17 protein-coding genes are annotated in these 16,880 nt (G+C 64.1%); 5 read left to right on the top strand and 12 right to left on the bottom strand.

Translation table 11 applies throughout. The features are described from left to right. Positions 1-4: 4 nt before the first annotated feature. The 8 genes from OYT13_RS12325 to OYT13_RS12360 all read right to left on the bottom strand — a co-directional run bounded on the left by OYT13_RS12325 (position 5) and on the right by OYT13_RS12360 (position 7,659). Positions 5-1,264 carry a porin gene (locus OYT13_RS12325; RefSeq protein WP_017232158.1) on the bottom strand — a complete coding sequence of 420 codons (1,260 nt, stop codon included), beginning with the start codon at positions 1,262-1,264 and terminating at the stop codon, positions 5-7. Positions 1,265-1,366: 102 nt separating this feature from the next. After that, on the bottom strand, positions 1,367-2,272 hold the full coding sequence (locus tag OYT13_RS12330) for a dihydrodipicolinate synthase family protein (RefSeq protein ID WP_268566306.1): 906 nt from the start codon (positions 2,270-2,272) through the stop codon (positions 1,367-1,369). Between the two features lie 163 nt (positions 2,273-2,435). Next, positions 2,436-3,323 (bottom strand): alpha/beta hydrolase, encoded by an 888-nt coding sequence (locus OYT13_RS12335; RefSeq protein WP_268566307.1) that lies wholly within the window; start codon positions 3,321-3,323, stop codon positions 2,436-2,438. A 56-nt stretch (positions 3,324-3,379) separates the two neighbouring features. After that, positions 3,380-4,243, bottom strand: coding sequence for an ABC transporter ATP-binding protein (locus OYT13_RS12340; RefSeq protein WP_268566308.1), 864 nt, complete (start codon positions 4,241-4,243; stop codon positions 3,380-3,382). Further along, positions 4,240-4,983, bottom strand: coding sequence for an ABC transporter permease (locus OYT13_RS12345; RefSeq protein ID WP_017232162.1), 744 nt, complete (start codon positions 4,981-4,983; stop codon positions 4,240-4,242). The genes OYT13_RS12340 and OYT13_RS12345 overlap by 4 nt, the downstream gene beginning before the upstream one ends. Positions 4,984-5,011: 28 nt before the next feature. Next, entirely contained in the window at positions 5,012-5,569 is a 558-nt protein-coding gene (locus OYT13_RS12350) for a VOC family protein (RefSeq protein ID WP_017232163.1), read from the bottom strand. 34 nt (positions 5,570-5,603) lie between these two features. After that, the gene (locus OYT13_RS12355; RefSeq protein WP_268566309.1) at positions 5,604-6,665 is read right to left on the bottom strand and encodes an ABC transporter substrate-binding protein; all 1,062 of its coding nucleotides are present in this window, start codon (positions 6,663-6,665) and stop codon (positions 5,604-5,606) included. A 37-nt stretch (positions 6,666-6,702) separates the two neighbouring features. Beyond that, a complete protein-coding gene (locus OYT13_RS12360; RefSeq protein WP_261938541.1) occupies positions 6,703-7,659 on the bottom strand; it encodes a fumarylacetoacetate hydrolase family protein in 957 nt (318 codons plus the stop codon). 148 nt (positions 7,660-7,807) lie between these two features. Here OYT13_RS12360 and OYT13_RS12365 point away from each other — a divergent pair, with 148 nt between their 5' ends. Then, a complete protein-coding gene (locus tag OYT13_RS12365; RefSeq protein WP_268566310.1) occupies positions 7,808-8,803 on the top strand; it encodes a 2-hydroxyacid dehydrogenase in 996 nt (331 codons plus the stop codon). Between the two features lie 135 nt (positions 8,804-8,938). On the opposite strand, the gene OYT13_RS12370 is transcribed toward OYT13_RS12365, so the two are convergent. From OYT13_RS12370 to OYT13_RS12380, 3 genes are all read right to left on the bottom strand, one after another. Continuing rightward, entirely contained in the window at positions 8,939-10,741 is a 1,803-nt protein-coding gene (locus OYT13_RS12370; protein ID WP_261938539.1) for a hypothetical protein, read from the bottom strand. An 81-nt stretch (positions 10,742-10,822) separates the two neighbouring features. Further along, positions 10,823-11,872: a porin gene (locus tag OYT13_RS12375; protein ID WP_261938538.1), complete on the bottom strand. Its 1,050-nt coding sequence runs from the start codon at positions 11,870-11,872 to the stop codon at positions 10,823-10,825. A 276-nt stretch (positions 11,873-12,148) separates the two neighbouring features. After that, positions 12,149-12,616: a VOC family protein gene (locus OYT13_RS12380; protein ID WP_017232169.1), complete on the bottom strand. Its 468-nt coding sequence runs from the start codon at positions 12,614-12,616 to the stop codon at positions 12,149-12,151. Between the two features lie 252 nt (positions 12,617-12,868). Between OYT13_RS12380 and OYT13_RS12385 the strand changes: the two genes are divergently transcribed. The 4 genes from OYT13_RS12385 to OYT13_RS12400 all read left to right on the top strand — a co-directional run bounded on the left by OYT13_RS12385 (position 12,869) and on the right by OYT13_RS12400 (position 15,969). Further along, complete coding sequence (locus tag OYT13_RS12385) at positions 12,869-13,522, top strand: GntR family transcriptional regulator (protein ID WP_017232170.1); 654 nt, start codon at positions 12,869-12,871, stop codon at positions 13,520-13,522. A gap of 353 nt (positions 13,523-13,875) precedes the next feature. Next, the gene (locus OYT13_RS12390; protein WP_130026056.1) at positions 13,876-14,379 is read left to right on the top strand and encodes an inclusion body family protein; all 504 of its coding nucleotides are present in this window, start codon (positions 13,876-13,878) and stop codon (positions 14,377-14,379) included. A gap of 79 nt (positions 14,380-14,458) precedes the next feature. Continuing rightward, on the top strand, positions 14,459-14,983 hold the full coding sequence (locus OYT13_RS12395) for an AidA/PixA family protein (protein ID WP_017232173.1): 525 nt from the start codon (positions 14,459-14,461) through the stop codon (positions 14,981-14,983). Between the two features lie 146 nt (positions 14,984-15,129). Continuing rightward, positions 15,130-15,969: a bifunctional allantoicase/(S)-ureidoglycine aminohydrolase gene (locus OYT13_RS12400; RefSeq protein WP_268566311.1), complete on the top strand. Its 840-nt coding sequence runs from the start codon at positions 15,130-15,132 to the stop codon at positions 15,967-15,969. On the opposite strand, the gene OYT13_RS12405 is transcribed toward OYT13_RS12400, so the two are convergent. Further along, on the bottom strand, positions 15,926-16,852 hold the full coding sequence (locus OYT13_RS12405; protein WP_268566312.1) for a LysR substrate-binding domain-containing protein: 927 nt from the start codon (positions 16,850-16,852) through the stop codon (positions 15,926-15,928). The two genes, OYT13_RS12400 and OYT13_RS12405, sit on opposite strands and share 44 nt — an antisense overlap. Positions 16,853-16,880 lie beyond the last annotated feature (28 nt).

Here is a 16,880-nt window from a genome sequence, read left to right on the forward strand (position 1 = left end):
TTGTTCAAAAGCTGTGTTCGATGCCGAAACCGATGCCCCGGTAGTGCGCGCCCGGCGGTGCGCTTGCGCCGTTCGCGCCGAGCGTCGGACGCGGCGAGACGCCGTACCGACCCCAAGCGCGATTGATGACCTGGTAGTACGCGACGTACACGTCCGTGCGCCGTGAAAAGTCGTAGCGATAGCCAAGATTGAGTTGCGTGGCTCCAAGCCCGTCGGTACTGCACGACGCACCGCCCGAGCGGGAACACGCGCCGTTCGTCGCATAGCCGCCGCCGAGCCAGACCGAGTGACGGCCGCCGCCAAACCAGTGCTGGACCATGGCGTAGAACGCATCGCGCCGGTAGCGGTTGAGATTGCCGAGAGTGCCGTCGTCCGTGCGGTAGGTCAGCCGATCCCAGCCCGCGACCCACTTGGTTTGCGCATAGGTAAAGACCACAAGCACCTTGTGCGCGTCGTCGCGCGACCCCGTGGCGTGCGATCCGACATTGGACGGATTGGCGGACGACGGCGCGCCGAGCCATGCCAGCCCGAAGTAGTCCTTGTGCAGCGCGTACGCGTAACGCACGCGCAGCGGACCGTTCAGGTACTCCAGTCCGGCCCCGAACACCTGTGGCGAGATCTCGCCCGCCGGCGTGACGACCTTGCTGTTCGACGGCGAGTACGAGAACCGCAGTTGCAACCCGGCCCACGTCGGTGTCCAGTACTGAAGACTGTTGCCCTGCCGACGGTTGAACGTGGCATCGACCGCACTGCCCACCCGCCCCGATTGCGTCGTCGTGTTCGGCACATTGAATCCGGGATTGCTCAGGATCGTACTCAGGTCGCCGGTGTATGGATTGCGCACCGGCGAGCCGACCGCGAGCGTCGACCATTGATACGGCGTGTCCCAGTTGCCCAGAAACGCCGTACCGAACGGCCCGGTCAGGCCCACATTCGTATTGCGTCCCGCGATGGTGCCGGTCGATTTGCCGTCGAGCGCGACAGGTGTCTCGATCTGCCAGATCGCGGCATACCCGTCGCCAAGATCTTCCTTGCCGCGCATGCCGAAGTACGAAATGCTCGACAGCATGCGCGCACCGCTCGCCGTCGGCGCATTGATCGCCCCCGACGGCGCCTGGGTCGGACGCGGCGCCGACGCGCTCGCCTGACGCCCGCTAACACTGACCCAATCGGTCATCGGCGTGAGGTGGCCGTAGACCTGCACCTGAGCGTGCGACACCTCGCAAGCGCCCGGACCCAGCGCCAGCGCAAGGCCCCATGCCACTGCCAGCCTCGTGCCCCCCCGCGCAGTCAGGTGCCGCGTGGTCCCGACATACAGCCAGCCACGACATATCCCTCGATACCGCAACGTGCCGCGCATGTCCGCTTACCCTGCCAACGTGAAACCGCAAGCGGCCAACTGCGCGTGCAGCCGTACGTGTTGGTCGCTCGTCAGTTGCGTAAGCGGCGCACGCACGCACGCCCACGCCGGATCGTCACGATGCGAGGCCAGCACCGCCTTGAGCGCCGGAATCATCGGGAACGACTGCACGATGCCGCGAACGATGTCGGCCTGTGCCTGAAGCGCCGCACCGGCATCGTCCGCCCACTCGCGACACAACCGCCCGATCATGGGCGCATTGATGTTGACCGTCGCGGAAATGCAGCCTTTCGCGCCCTTGGCCGACGCGCGCGACACCAGCGACTCCGATGCCGGGAAGATGCCGAAGCCGGGGAAGGCGTCGAGCATCGCACTCAGATGAGTCCAGTCACCCGAGCTGTCCTTGATGCCAACCACGGTCCGCGGGAAGTCGCGCCTGAGCCGCTCGATCACCGGTAGCGTGATGGGCACGCCCGAGAGCGCTGGGATGTGATAGAGGTACAGACGCAAACGCGCATCGTTCACCTGATCGATCACGCGGGCGTAGTAGTCGTACACGCCATCGTCGGTGACGCCTTTGTAGAAAAACGGCGGCAGCATGAGCACCCCCGCGCAGCCACGCTCGACCGCGTGCCGCGTGAGCGTGACGGTCTCGGGCAACGAGCAGCAGCCGGTGCCGGGCAGCATGCGCCGCACATCAAGACCGTTGTCGACCAGATGATCGAGCAACGCCATGCGTTCGCGGGCGTCGAGAGAATTCGCTTCGCTGTTCGTACCAAACGGGGCCAGGCCCACGTCGTGCGAGAGCAACCATTCGCAATGCGCGAGAAAACGGGGGGCATCCGGCGTCATATCCGCCTGAAACGGCGTGACGACGGGCGCAAACGCCCCGGTCAATTCGTGATCGACCATGACAGTTCCTTAAGGGAGGGAGAGATGAACGGCGCTGCCCGCACCGAGAGCCGCCTGTTCGCTGCTGACCCGCCGCTGAACCGCCGCCGATTCGATCAACGGTTCAACGGTTCAAGGGTTCAACGGCGCAATGGCTCACCGGCGCAGGCAGGCGCGAACCGCATCAGGGCGATGGGTCGATGTCGTGCAGGAAGTGCAGGATCTCGCGACCGAGCGACTCGTCGCCGGAATCGAGATGCGCAACCACCGACGTATGGTTGTGGTCGCGCACCTGTAGCCAGCGCGGCGCGCGGGCGTCGCGCTTGGCCAGCCGGTGACAGAACTCAAGCGCATAGGTGTCGAGATGGGGATTTTCGAACTCCGCCACGACGGTCATCACGGGCACCGGCATCGCTTCGGCATGCGCCATCGGCGCGTCGGCCTCGTGGCGTGCAGGCGCGTCGCCGTAATACGCCACCACACCGGGCGCGTTCGGATTGTCGGGCAGCACATCCGCACGCAGTCGCGCGCTGATAAGCACGGTCCCCGCCACCTCGGGCTGCGCCGGCCGCACCCGCGGGTCGCACAGATAGCTGGCCACGTGCGAGCCGCCGGCCGAATGGCCGATCAACAGCATGCGCTTCACGTCGGCCCCACCCTCGCCCGCATACTCGCCGATATGCTCGCGCACCCAGCGCACCGCGGCGCCCACGTCCTGTGCGCCGCCCGGGAACGGCGCCTCGGGCGCGAGCCGATACTCCACGTTGACCGCCACGCAACCGTGACGCGCGAAGTATCGGGGCACGTTGCCGTAGATCTGCGCATTGGCGTTCATGTCGCCGCGAACGAACCCGCCGCCATGCACGAAGATGACGACCGGTGCAGGCTCGCGCAAACGCGACACCGGCCGATAGACGTCAAGCCGATGCCGCGCATGCGGCCCATAGGCCAGATCACGCACGACGGTGTACGCGTCGGTCGACGCTTGCGCGAGCAGCGGCGTGTAGGTCTCCAGCACGAGGCGCCGTCCGGCAGCGATATCGTCGGCCCAGCGCGGCCCGAGCGCGCGCATGTGCGATCGCGCTCGCGCCCACCCGTCTGCCGTCGCCGCAATCGTCTGTCCGGTCATCAATAGACCCCCATCAGTTGCGAGAGCTGCGCGACATACCCGGCGTATCGCGGGTGCTGCTTGATCGTCTGCGGCGAGCGCGGACGCGGCAGATCGATCACGACTTCCTGCTGCACCTTGCCCGGACGCGCCGACATCACGATCACGCGATCCGACAGGAACACCGCCTCCTCGATGCTGTGCGTGACGAGCAACACCGTTTGCCGGTGCTCCTGCCAGATGCGCAGCAGTTCGACGTTCAGGTTGTCGCGCGTGAGGGCGTCGAGCGCACCGAACGGCTCGTCCATGAGCAGCACTTTCGGTTCGAGCGCCAGGATCTGGCCGATCGACGCGCGCTGGCGCATGCCGCCGGACAACTCGTGCGGATGATGATCGGCGAACTGGGCGAGCCCCAGCATCTCCAGCAGCGCCGCCACGCGCGGCTCGCTCTTGGCTTTCGGGATCTTGCGCAGACGCGTGCCGAGCAGCAGGTTTTGCCGCACCGTGAGCCACGGCAACATATTGCTCGTCTGGAACACCACGCCAATCTCGGGGGCGGGCCGCGTCACGCGCTGGCCCGCCACACGCACCTCGCCGCCATCGTGCGGCACGAGGCCGGCAACGATGCGCAGCAGCGTGCTCTTGCCGCAACCGCTCGCGCCGAGAATCGACACGAACTCGCGATCCGCAATCGAAAGCGATACGTCGTCGAGTATCTTCACCGGTGAGGCCTTGCGCTGCTTGGCGGCGAAGGTCTTGTCGATGTGGCGCACTTCGATCATCGTGTTTTGGACCTGCGCGGCGTCCGCCGGTGCCACTTTCGCATCGCCGGCGGGGCGCGACGGCGCGGGGAACGGCGTCACCGTAGTCGTCGAGATCGTCATACGTTGATCCCTCGCCACCAGACAAAGCGCGCCAGACGCTCGATCACCCAGTAGAGCACCACCGCCAGCAGCGTCACCATGAGGATGGCCGCGAACATGACGTCGGTGCGCGCCGCCGCCGACGCAAACACGATCAGATGCCCCAGCCCCGCTTCCGAGCCGATGAACTCGCCTACGATCGCGCCGATCACCGCGAGCGGCATGGCGATCTTCAGGCCATCGGCGAACGCGGGCAGCGCCGCCGGCAGGTACAGCCGCCAGAAGGTGTCCCACGGGCTCGCGCCCAACGCGCGGAAGTGCTCGTCGAGGTTGCGCGCGACACTGGCGAGTCCGCCCATGGTCGCCACGACGACCGGGAAGAACGCGAACAGGAAGGTCGACGCCAGCTTCGACGCAAACCCATACCCGAACCACACGATCATCAGCGGCGCGAGTGCGATCTTCGGCATGCTCTGCAAGGCAGTGACGAGCGGGTACAGCGTGCGACGCGCAAACGCGCTGTAGCTGATGACGACGCCAATCACGAGCCCACCTGCCACCGCCGCCACGAAGCCGGTCAACACTTCGACCGTTGTGATCCAGGTGTCCTCCAGCATTTGCGGATGCACTTCCCAGGCCGCGCGAAAGATCGCCGACGGCGGCGGCATCAGGTACGACTGCACCTTGAAGTACGTCACGGCCAATTCCCACAGGGCGAGCAGCACGCCCCAAAATACGATCGTCTGTGCGATGCGTTTCATTCGATGTCTCCTCCGGAATCTCGGCTGGCTAGGTCTTTCCGCCCGACTTGTCCTTGACCATGCCCGGCGGGGGCGGCACGACGAAGCGTTCGAAGCGGAACCGGTCGAAGCTCTCGATAGAGCGCTCCCACACCTTCGCTTCGTACGGGTGGTCGTCGTCGATCTGCGTCATTTCGCAATACAACTCGACGTTGTTGCCATCCGGGTCCTTGAACACGAGGAAATAATTCGCCCCCGGCCCGTGACGCCCGATCCCACGCACGATCTCGACGTCATGCGCACGCAGCACCGCCACGGCTTGCTCCATTTCCTCGACACTGTCGACGAGGTAGGAGAAGTGCTCCATGCCGGGACGGCCGTAACGCGGCAGATCGTCGATGTCCGGCGAATCCTTTGGAATCTGCGAGAGCGCCAGATCGTGGTGGTCGGTGCCGGCGCGCAAGAACACCATCTGGTCGCCAATCCAGTCGGAGACGGTCAATCCGAGCACTTCGGTGTAGAACTTCGCCGACTTCTGAATATCACGCACCACCAACACCAGGTGACCAAGGCGCTTCGGGTTGAGCTTGGGTTTGAGGCTTGTCATCTCGACTCCTTGCATTGCAGCGATTGCGCGAGCGTCATTCGACGAACTGGTTGGTATAGAGGTCGGTGGCCTTCAGCGTGGGGGGCAGGTTGAAGGCGTCACGCACAAACTGCGCGGTCGTCGCCATGCGCGCCACCGGCAGCCAACCCGGCTTGTGCCCCTGCGTTTCGCGGTCGGTCTCCAGCACGCCGATCTGCCGAATCTGTTCGACCATGACCTGTTTGTCGAGCATGGGGTACTGCGACACGATCACACCCGCCGACGCCTCTGGATGCTCGCGCATCCACGCATAGCCGCGATAGGTGGCCTGCACGAAGCGACGCACCACGTCAGGCTGCTTCGCAATCATCGTCTCGGTCGTGACGATGCCGTTGCCGACCATGTCGAGCCCGAAATCTCGGTAGCGCAGCGAGCCGATCTCCCGCCCCTGCTTCGCCGCGAGCGACTTGAGCACCGGCAGGTTCGCACCTTCCCAGCATTCGGTGAGATCCACGCGACCTTGCAGAAACGACGGATTGATCGTCGACGGGTCGAGCCGCAACAGCTTGATCGCCGTCGGCGGCAAGCCATTGGCCTTGAGCCAGGCCGGCACGATGTTCTGTAACGGCGACGCCCCGCCGCCGCCCATCGACAACCCCTTGAGATCGGCGGGCTTCGCAAGGGTCCGCCCCGGTTTGACGAGGTAGCAGATCGCGCCGGGCCAGACGGCATTGATCGCGCCAACCATCTTCGTCTTTCCGCCCTGCGCGCGGTTGAGCATCACGCTGATCGGATCGCCGTAGCCAAACTCGAACAGGCCCTGATCGACTTCATTGACGGTGCGCTGCCCGCCATGGCCAACGACCGCCGACACTTCGAGGCCTGCCTCGCGGTAAAAGCCCTGGTGAATGGCAACGAGCACCCCCCCGGTGCTGCCCTGTGGCAGCCACGAGAGGTTGAACTTGACCTTCTCCTGTGCGACGGCCGGCGTCGGCCACAGCGCGCCCGCACCGATCGCACCCACCGTGCCGATCGCCCCCATCGCTCCCAGCGCACCGATCGATCCGGCACACGCAAGCACCGTCCACCACCGCCTTGCCCACTGCCACTGCTCCATTGCCGCCTCCTCCTGGCCGCTACCTGAGCGGCCGTTGTTATCTTTGCTGCGCTACGACGCGGTTCTCGATGGCCCCAATGCCCTCGATGCCAGCCACCATCACGTCGCCGGCCTTGAGATAGACGCCGCGTCCCATGCCCACACCGGTCGGCGTGCCCGTGGCAATCAGATCGCCTGGCTTGAGCGTGAGAATGTCGGACAGGTAGGCGATCTGCTCCGCAATGTTGAAGATCATCCCCGCCGTCGTGTCGTTTTGCATCATTTCGCCATTCACCGACAGCGTCATGCGCAGTTGCTGGGGATCGAGAATCACCTCGCGCGGCACAAACCACGGCCCCAGAGGGGCGAAGGTATCGAAACTCTTCCCGCGAAACCAGTCGTGCGTGAACGGATAGTCGGTGCGGCGGTTCAGGTCGCGCGCGCTGACATCGTTGATGACCGTATAGCCCGCGATCCATTCATGCGCCTGCTCGACCGGAATATGCCGTCCCGGACGGCCGATGACCACCGCCAGCTCGACCTCCCAGTCCACGCGCTGCGCATGCGGCGGCAGCACGACGTCCGTGCCGGTCGCCGTCACGCTCGTCTCCGCCTTCATGAACATGTACGGCGAACTCTCGCTGCGCGGCGCGAGCTTTGTACCCATTTCGGCCGCGTGCTCGTAATAGTTCGAGGCCGTTGCAAAGATGCGGCCCGGCTGATAGGGCACGCACAGGCGATAGGCGTCGCTCGCCAGCGCGCCGACCTTCGCCGGCACACCCGCGTCCAGCGCACGGCGCACGGCGGCGTTGATCGCTTTGCCGTGCACATCCCAGTCCGAGAGCAGCGCCGTCAGATCGTGCGCCGCCAGCACCGCATCGTCCACGTCCGTGCCCATGTGGCGCAGCACGGCTTCCAGATCGTACAAATGCCCATGTTGCACGAGCGCCGTACGCCGCGCGGCAACGGCGCCCGGCGCCAGCGATTCATAAGTTGCAAGTCCAAACCAGGTCACACCTTCCTCCTTGTCTTCCCTCAGGGAACCGACGTCGCGCGTTGCGCATCGGTCGTTTTTTTGATTGCCATGTGAAGATACAATACATAGCATATGTATACATAGCAACTGATTTGTATTTTATTTTCCTATCCAAACGATCCTCACGATGAAGGCCTCCATGACCGATGCTTCGCCACTCCTCTCCCTCATCCCGCTTGCGCCGATCACCCGCGCGCGACTGATCGCCGCGGGACTGCGTCTGCACGAGATCGACGCCGATTGCGAGGCCGTCGATCGGGCCGACGTCATCCGCCTCATGTCCAATGCGTCCAACGTTCGCTTCGTGCTCACCAATGGCACGACAGGCCTCACGGCCGTGCAGATGGATGCGCTACCGAAGCTCGAGCTCGTCTGCGCCTTCGGGGCGGGCTACGAGAACATCGACGTCGCCGCCGCCACCGCACGTGGCATCGCCGTCGCGCACGCGCCCAACACCAACGGCGAGACCGTCGCCGATCACGCCCTGGCCCTCATGCTCGCCACCGCACGCGGCCTCATCACGCTCGATCGCGCCGTGAAGGCCGGTGGCTGGGCGAACCACCGCGCACCGCGCCCGACGCTGCATGGCGCGCGACTCGGCATCGTCGGCCTGGGTCACATCGGTCACGCGATTGCGACGCGCGCGGAAGGCTTCGGCATGTCCATCCGCTATCACACGCGCACACCGCGCCGCGACTGCCGTTGGCACCATGTCGCTGACGTCGGCGCCCTGGCCGACGCCAGCGACTTTCTCGTGCTAGCCTGCCCGGGCGGTGCCGCGACACATCACCTCGTGAACGCCGACGTGCTGGCGCGGCTCGGCGCCGACGGCTTTCTCGTGAACGTGTCGCGCGGCAGCGTCGTCGATACCGTGGCCCTGATCGAAGCGCTGTGCGACGGCGTGATTGCAGGGGCCGCGCTCGACGTGTTTGAGCACGAACCCGAGGTGCCTTCGGCATTGCGCATGCTGGAGAACGTTGTGCTGACGCCGCATGTCTCGGGACGCTCGCCGGCCGCCCTGCACGCACAGATCGACGCGCTGCTCGCCAGCCTTCACGCCCATCTCGCGGGCGCGCCGCTGGCGTCCCCCGTCAATGCGGTGGCGCGGCATGTCGCGCGATAACGCGTTCAGGTGAAAAAAGAAGCGGGCAACCAGGAGACCTTCGGAGGTTGCCCGCCTCAACACTTCACGCTTTGGAGGCCCTGTGAAGTCGTGCGCGGCGACGGCACGACGCGTCGTGCCGCCTTGACACTGTGCTTACCGTGCCGGCCAGGGTTTTGCCGGTGCGCCCATCACGGGCTCACCCAGCAACGGGCTCGACAGGGCGTAGGCGCCGTTCTCGGTGAAGGCCCACATGATGTTGCGGTCGTACTCGGTGTACATCGCGAGCACCCCCTTGCCCAGCGTGTAGACGGGCAGCTCGGACTCGTCGGCCAGCCCCGGCACGAAGTAGCCCGCAATGCGCGGCTTGGCCGGATCCTTGACGTCGAATATCTGCACCCCCGCGTTGTAGAACGAGTACGGCACGATGCCCTGGCGCCACGCGCCCGGCTGGCCGATCGAATTCGAACGCTTCGGACCGAAGTTGCCGCCGCGCTGGCAGAAACTGGTGAACGGCGCGCCTTCGGGGACGTCGGGCTCGGGCAGCTTCGCCGCGACCTTCATCTTGGCCGGGTTGCGCGCATCGACCACGAAGATGTCCTTGTACGGCTCATAGCAGTCCCGGTTCATCGGGTAGCCGCTGGTCAGCACGTACCCCGTGCGCTCGTACTGGCTCACGTCCGCATTGTCGTACTCGGTGCCCGCGAAGCTCGGCGCCGTATTCACGTTGCCCAGTACCTTCGGATGCGCCGGATCGGACAAGTCGAACGACCACAGCCCCAGACCCCCCATCGCGCCGAAGCCCACCTTGCCGCCCTGCTCCAGCGGCTTGGGCAGGAAGATCGGCATGCGCGAGCCCATCCACGAGGTGCGATTACCCGCCCGCGGATTCTGCAAATAGGCCTGTTCGTGCGCCGCATTGCCAAGAATCTGCCCCGGCACCGAGATCTGCGAGACGAACTTCGGATTGGCCGGATCCGACATATCCCACACCTGGTAGCCCGGCGAGTAGAGATAGTTCGGGTACTCGGTGAGTGCGTAGCTGTCGTCCGGCGCCGACGAGAGAATCATGTACTTGCCGCCGTAGAACTCCGGTGAATCGAGTGAGCCCGAGCCCTGCTGCTGCCCGACCGGCGCGTCCGGATGTTGGTAGTCGGTGGTGCGCGTGGCGATGAGCTTCCAGTCGGACGGTAGCGGCCCATCCATCTCGAAGACCTTGAAGCCCTTGAGCGAGTTGTAGTGCCGTTGCGCGGCCACCTTGTCCGGTTGCTTCGACTTGTCGGTCATCAGGCCGTAACGGCCGATTTCGAACGACGCCACGAGAATCGGCTTGCGCCGTGTCTTGTTCCACACGATGGTGGCACCGCCCAGATAGCCGTGCACATTGTTCGGATCGAACTTCTCGCTCGATCCCTTCGGGCCCCACACGCCGCCGGTCGAATACACCACCTTGCCATGCGCGGGATCGGTCACGTCCATGATGCGCAGGTAGTCGCGATCGTGAATATAGAGGTAGCGCTTGCCGTTGAAGTCGGCGATGTTGTTCCATGCGTGGAACGGCGAATTGACCCCCGGGTAGAACGCCAGGACTTTCACGTTCTTGGTGTAGCTTTTCTTGTCCCACGTCGTCAGTTCACCCGGAAAGCGCTGACCGGTGTGCACTTCCGGTGTGGCCTTCGGCCAGATGAATTTGCCCGTTGCCGGATCCATGCCGTAATCGACGCCCGCCTTGAGCGGCTTGGGCTCCCGATCCGGCGTGAGGCGCAACCATCCCGCCAGGTAAGGATCCTTGACGTTCGGCATACCGGGCGTACCGGTGGGCTGTGTGTCCGACCGCGTGGCAGCGGGCGCCGCCGGCGCGCTGTCCGGTGCCGACGCGTGGGCCGCGAGCGTCATCGTGAGCGCCGCGAGCAATGCCGTCGCGGTCAACGAAACGCCGAGTGTGGGCTTGCGAAACATGTCTTCCTCCTTCGTCTCAAAAATCTTCTCGCCAGCGCGTCAGTCAGGCGCTGGCGGCGTGATGTCGCCGATCGGAACGCGTCAGAACGCGTGGCGGATGCCGAACTGCACGCCCGACGGATTCTGTGTGCCGGTCGGCGTGACCTGGAACGTCACCGGGTAATGCACCGTTGTGTCGTTGCTGTGCTGCACACGGGCATAGGTGGCGTAAAGCGTGGTGCGTTTGGACAAGCCGTACATGTAGCCGATCACGAAGCCGTTGCCGTTCGAGAGCGCCTTGTTGTCGTCGTCCTGGCGATGGACAAAGCTCGCGTAGAAGCGATGACGGTCGGTCAGCGCATACCGCACACCGGCCTGAATATCCCAGCCGCGCACGTTGAATGCGACATACGGCGGGTACGCGTAGTAGCCGTTGTACGTGTGATAAATCAGGGTCGGTTCGACGCTGCCGAACTTGTAGGTGGCCGAGAAGTAGTTGTCGCGCGACGAGTGGATCTGGCTCGACGAGTAGATGTCGCGCGTGTATTGCAACTCGCTGACGGCGCCCAGGAAGATGCCGCCGTTGCGGTAATCGAGGCCGGCCGAATAGAATCGGCCCGAGCGCGTGCCGTCGCCTACACCGGTGGTGGCCATGAAGCGGCCCATCAGCCCATGCCAGCGGGGCGTGTTGTACTGAATGGCGTTGTCGACGCGGTACGACGCGTAGAAGAACTCCATGTTGTTGACCATACTGAAGTCCGCCGCCCAGCTAGGGTCGGCGTAACCGGCGATCCAGTAAGACGGCGTGAACTGACGGCCGAGCGACACTTCGCCCCACGCCCCCTTCAGGCCAACGAACGACTGGCGCGCCTGCGCCGATTGCGTGCCGTTCGCGGCGGAGAACATGGGCTCATACGTGAAGAATGCGCGGTTGCCGCCGCCCAAGTCCTCGAACCCGCTCAAATTGAAGCGAGAGTTGTTCAGCCCGCCGCTGGAGACCCGCGTGACCTTGCCGCCATTGGCCCCCGATCCCCACAACTGCTCGACGTTCAGGTCCACGAACCCCGAAAGCGTCACGCCCCCGGTCGATTGCGCGTACGCACCGCCCTGCAGTGCGCCCAGCAACAATGCACACAACACTCGCTTCTTCATGCTGTCTCCTGAGTTTTCTCGTTTTTGTCGCGGCGCCCCTGACCGGGTGTCTGCCGCCCGCGCTACATGTATACAATCAGTCGAATTATTATACATAGCAAAGAAATTGAATTTCTACCGCTATTTGTTTATACAAACGATCGATTTTTTTATAGCGGGTCACCCCGGATGGCCACTGGCCCGTGAGCGCTGGTCGCTGAGCGCCGCCGGCGCGTGGCGTCCGGCGGGCAGAGGCAGGTGTTGCGAACCCTGGCGCCGAGCGAGAACGGCGTGCTATCAGAGCCCCGTGCGATCGGCTTGCAGCCCTTCGTGACGCAGCGCTGGCGCGTTGTCCTTGCCCGTGCCGTCCTTCGACGCACCGCCCCAGCCGTGGGCAGTGACATCGAAGATCACGCCATTCGGATCGAAGAACTTCACTTCATAAAAGATGTTGCTCTTCACCGGCACTTCGCCCATGTAGTAGCGGCCCCCGGCAGCTTCGATTTTCGTACGCGTGGCCTCGACATCCTCGACCCAGATCCCGATGTGATGCAGCCCCACATACTCGCGGCCGCGATCGCCTGCGGCTTCGTCGTTCTTGTAATTGAGCAACGCCAGGTTGATGACGCCGTCAGACAGATAAACGCCCCGAGCGAGCGACGAGTCCGTCTCGCCCACTTTCTTGAAGTCGAATGCCTGCATATAGAACGCTGCCGCCTTCCACGGATCGGGCACCGAAAGCGCAATGTGACGCAGTTTGGCCATGATGAGATGTCTCCTTCGAATTGAGGTGTCGACGCGTGCCGGAACACCCGGCAAACGTTCATGTATACTATCTCAGCATATTGCATCCAAAAACGTATTTTTGAATGCACTTGGATCACCCTGCTGCGCTTTCCATCCGGGAATGGCGTCCTGATGACGCCTCCAGACATAGTGGCGAAGGAAAATACTCGTATAATCTCCATGTATACAATCGCATCAAAAAGACACATCCACGGAGCGAGATAGACAAGCATGGCCGAAACCATTGCCGCACGAATCTGCCGGGTGTTGACCGGCGAGATCATCGACGGACGCCTGCCGCCGGGACAGAAGCTCGAGGAAGTCGCGCTGGCCGAGCGCTTCAAGGCGTCGCGTACGCCCATTCGTGAAGCGCTGCGCGAACTCAATGCACGCGGCCTCATTGAACTCACCCCGCACAAGGGCGGCGTGGTGGCGAGCATCAGCGTCGACGATCTGTCCGACATGCTCGAAGCGATGTGCGAACTCGACGCCCTGTGCTGCCGGCTGAGCGCCCAGCGCATGAGCGCGATGCAGAAGAAGCAGCTCGAGATGATTCACATCCAGAGCAAGCAGTGCATGGATGCGGGCGACGAAGCCGGCTATCTCGCGCTCAACCGCGAGTTCCATCAGTTGCTGAGCGCGGGCACGCAGAACAAGACGTTGATGGCGCTGATCGACAGTCATCGTGAACGTCTGGCGCCCTTCCGCGCGGCGCAAGCCGATGTCGAAGAGCGCTTCGCCGTGTCGTTCGACGAGCACGAGCGCGTCGTCGAGGCCGTGCTCGCGGCCGACGCCGAAGCCGCCTATAACGCCATGCGCAGCCACACGGCGCGGTTGAGCATTCATGTGCTCGAACGCCTGCAACACAGCCGCAAGCTGAGTTAAGCCCCGCCCCCGCTCGTCTGTCCAGGCCGGCTTCGTTCACACGGCCGGCCGATACGCTCCTGTCGCTGACGCCCCCGATGCCCGCACGCACGCATCGGCCTTCCTGGGGGCATCGCTCCAATTCCCCGATTGGTGTATCGGTGCCCATCCGCGCAACGCGAGTCGCGACGCCGCTTTGCACGCAACTGTCACTCATAAAGCGCAGCCCGCGCGAGGTTGAACATTGCCGTCGCCGTTTCTAGGCTCCATCCGTGAAGCGCGTTGCCGCGTTTCGCGCGGCCGGCAGGCCGCTGGCTTAGAGACCGCCATCGTCCGATGGACGGCATCCAACTCAGCCTTTCGTGGAGAAACACATGTCGCAAATCACCGATGTGCTGGTCAGCATCGACACCAAGACGATCGTCGACCGGTACGGCAAGAACTCCAGCATGGCGAATCCCCCCCTCATCGACTTCAAGCACGTCTTCATGATCGTGGCGCAGGGTAACGTGGTGAGCGGACAGGCGGGCGGTGAGCTGGACGTCGCGGCGACCGTCGGCGACGTCATCCGGTGGCGCGAATGCTCGCTCTCGCTCGGATTCGAGCAATCGTGCATCTTCTACAAGTTCATCGGCAATCAGGGCAACGACCTGATCTCCCCGCCCTCGCCACGGGAAGCGGAGGTCACGATCCCCGTGCCGAATCCGCCCGACCCGACCCATCCGAAGAAGCAGACCTGCTCGAACTACTTCTGGTCGTGCGAAACGCTCAAGACCGGTCGCGTCACCTACCACTTTCAGTTCATGATCCTCGATCGCAGCGGTAATTTGTGCGGCTGCTACCAGTGGGATCCGTTCATCACCATTCGCAATCACTGACGAGCGCCGCGCCGCGATCCACGACGCGCCAATCCGGGCGCCCGATCGCGGTCACCTAGGCTCACGGCAAGGAATCCCAATGTCCAACGCAAACACCTCCGACGGCGATGGCGAATGCGGTGCGATTGCCGACGTTCTGCTTGTCATCGATACCGTGACGCTGCTTGACCAGCACCCCGAAGCGATCGACGCGCCCGTGGGCGTAGACGCCGACTGCTGCCATGCGCTGGCCGCGGATAGCGCGGCGCTCACCGGTGTCAATGCGGCGCAATGGCGTGTCGACGTTCGCCCCGGCGACCGCTTGCGGCTGCGCTGGACGCCGCTCGCCATGCGTGGCGAACATGCCGTGATGCTCCAGCTCTGCCTCGATGACGAGACAACGCTGAGCGGCCTGCAGTTGCATTGCCTTGAGCACGCCACGCGCTACGCGCCGCAATCGGGTTCGCCGCAGGCCGCCGTCGCGCGCGACGCCCCGGATGCCTTTTGGCAAGCCGATGTCGTGGGCAGCGGCACGGCAGCGCTGACCATCGAGGCCATCGTCACGGACCGCGATGTCCATGTGCTCGGCCGATTTCGCTGGCCAATGCGCGTGGTTGTGCCCTGAGCGTCTTCATTCATTCAAAAATCGAATGTCACCCATTTTGATATTTAATTTGTCGATGGATGGCGGGTTCGCTATCTTGTGCATCTTTCCCGATGGTTTCGCCCCCACGAAACTCCGCGATCAGAACGACACAGGAGCCATCAATCATGTCGAAGACTACGTATTACGCGCCGCAGGGTGGGCATCCGAGCCAATCGGAACTGCTGACCGACCGCGCCATGTTCACCGAAGCGTACGCCGTCATTCCCAAGGGCGTGATGCGCGACATCGTCACGAGCCATCTGCCGTTCTGGGACAACACGCGCCTGTGGGTGCTCGCCCGTCCGCTCTCGGGCTTCGCCGAGACCTTCGCGCAATACATCATGGAAGTCGGAGCGGGGGGCGGCAGCGACCAACCCGAGCAGGATGAAAACGCCGAGGGCGTGCTGTTCGTCGTCGAAGGGGAGATCACGGTGACGATCCAGGGCAAGGCGAACCGCCTCACCCCGGGCGGCTATGCGTTCCTGCCGCCCGCGACCGACTGGCAAGTGCGCAACCACAGCCAGGGCACCGCCCGCTTCCATTGGATTCGCAAGCACTATCAAGCCGTGCCGGGTTTGCCGGCCCCTGAGCCGTTCGTGAAGCACGAGCAGGACGTCGAGCCGATTCCGATGCCCGGCACCGACGGCCGCTGGGTGACGACGCGCTTCGTCGACATCCAGGACATGCGCCACGACATGCATGTGAACATCGTGACGTTCCAGCCCGGCGGCGTGATCCCGTTCGCGGAAACTCACGTCATGGAGCACGGCTTGTATGTGCTCGAAGGCAAGGCCGTCTATCGCCTGAATCAGGATTGGGTGGAAGTCGAAGCCGGTGACTTCATGTGGCTGCGCGCCTTCTGCCCGCAGGCGTGCTACGCCGGTGGCCCCGGCCCGTTCCGCTACTTGCTGTACAAGGACGTCAACCGTCACATGAACCTGACGCTGGGCGCCCAGCCGAGGTAAGTGCCGAGCGCGGTTTCGTCGCGAGCATCCCGACAAGCACTTTGGCGAGTGCCATTACCATGGCGTCCGCCGTCGGTCGGTGAAAGATCGCCAGCTCGAAGGCGTCGATGACCGGTAGCCCCTGCGCGCGGCCAAGCACCGTATGCCGCGGCAGCACGGCGCGCGGCGGCACCAGACTGATTCCCATCCCGTCGGCCACCGCCCCCTGAATGCCACTCAGGCTGGAACTGGTGAAGCTGATGCGCCAGTCGCGTCCCATCGTCTCAAGTGCCTGAATCATGTCGTCGCGATACAACCCGCGCGCGGGAAACGTCACGAGCGGCACCGGATCGCATCCGAACGACGGATGCGCTGCGCTGTCGATCCACGCCAGCTTCTCGGGGCGGCTCGCCACCGATTCGCGACTGCCGCGACGCTGCTTGACCAGCACGAGATCGAGTTCGCCGCGATCATAGCTCGCGAACAAATCGCGGCTCAGGCCGCTCGTGACTTCGAGCTTGACCTGCGGATACTGCCGATTGAAACGCGCGAGCACCTGCGTCGTGGCGCCGGTCGCGAAATCCTCCGGCACGCCCAGCCGCACCGTCACTATCACGGCTCCGGAGAGCGCCTCGAACATCTGGTCGTTGAGCGCAAGCATCTGACGCGCATGGCCGAGCAATCGCTCGCCCGCGTCGGTGGCATGGACGTCGCGATTGCCGCGTTCGAGCAACTTGTGCCCGACCAGGTCTTCGAGACGCCGCACCTTTTGGCTCACGGTGGATTGCGTCGAATGCAGACGCGCGGCCGCCGCCGTGAAGCTGCCGCAATCCGCCACCGTGATGATCGAGCGCAGCAGATCCAGATCGAAGAGCGGGCGATTCGATTTTGCACTGCCAGCCATGTGAAGTATTTACGTTGTCGATGGATGG

This window comes from Pandoraea sp. XJJ-1, from assembly GCF_026802345.1.
Taxonomy (GTDB): Bacteria; Pseudomonadota; Gammaproteobacteria; order Burkholderiales; family Burkholderiaceae; genus Pandoraea; species Pandoraea cepalis.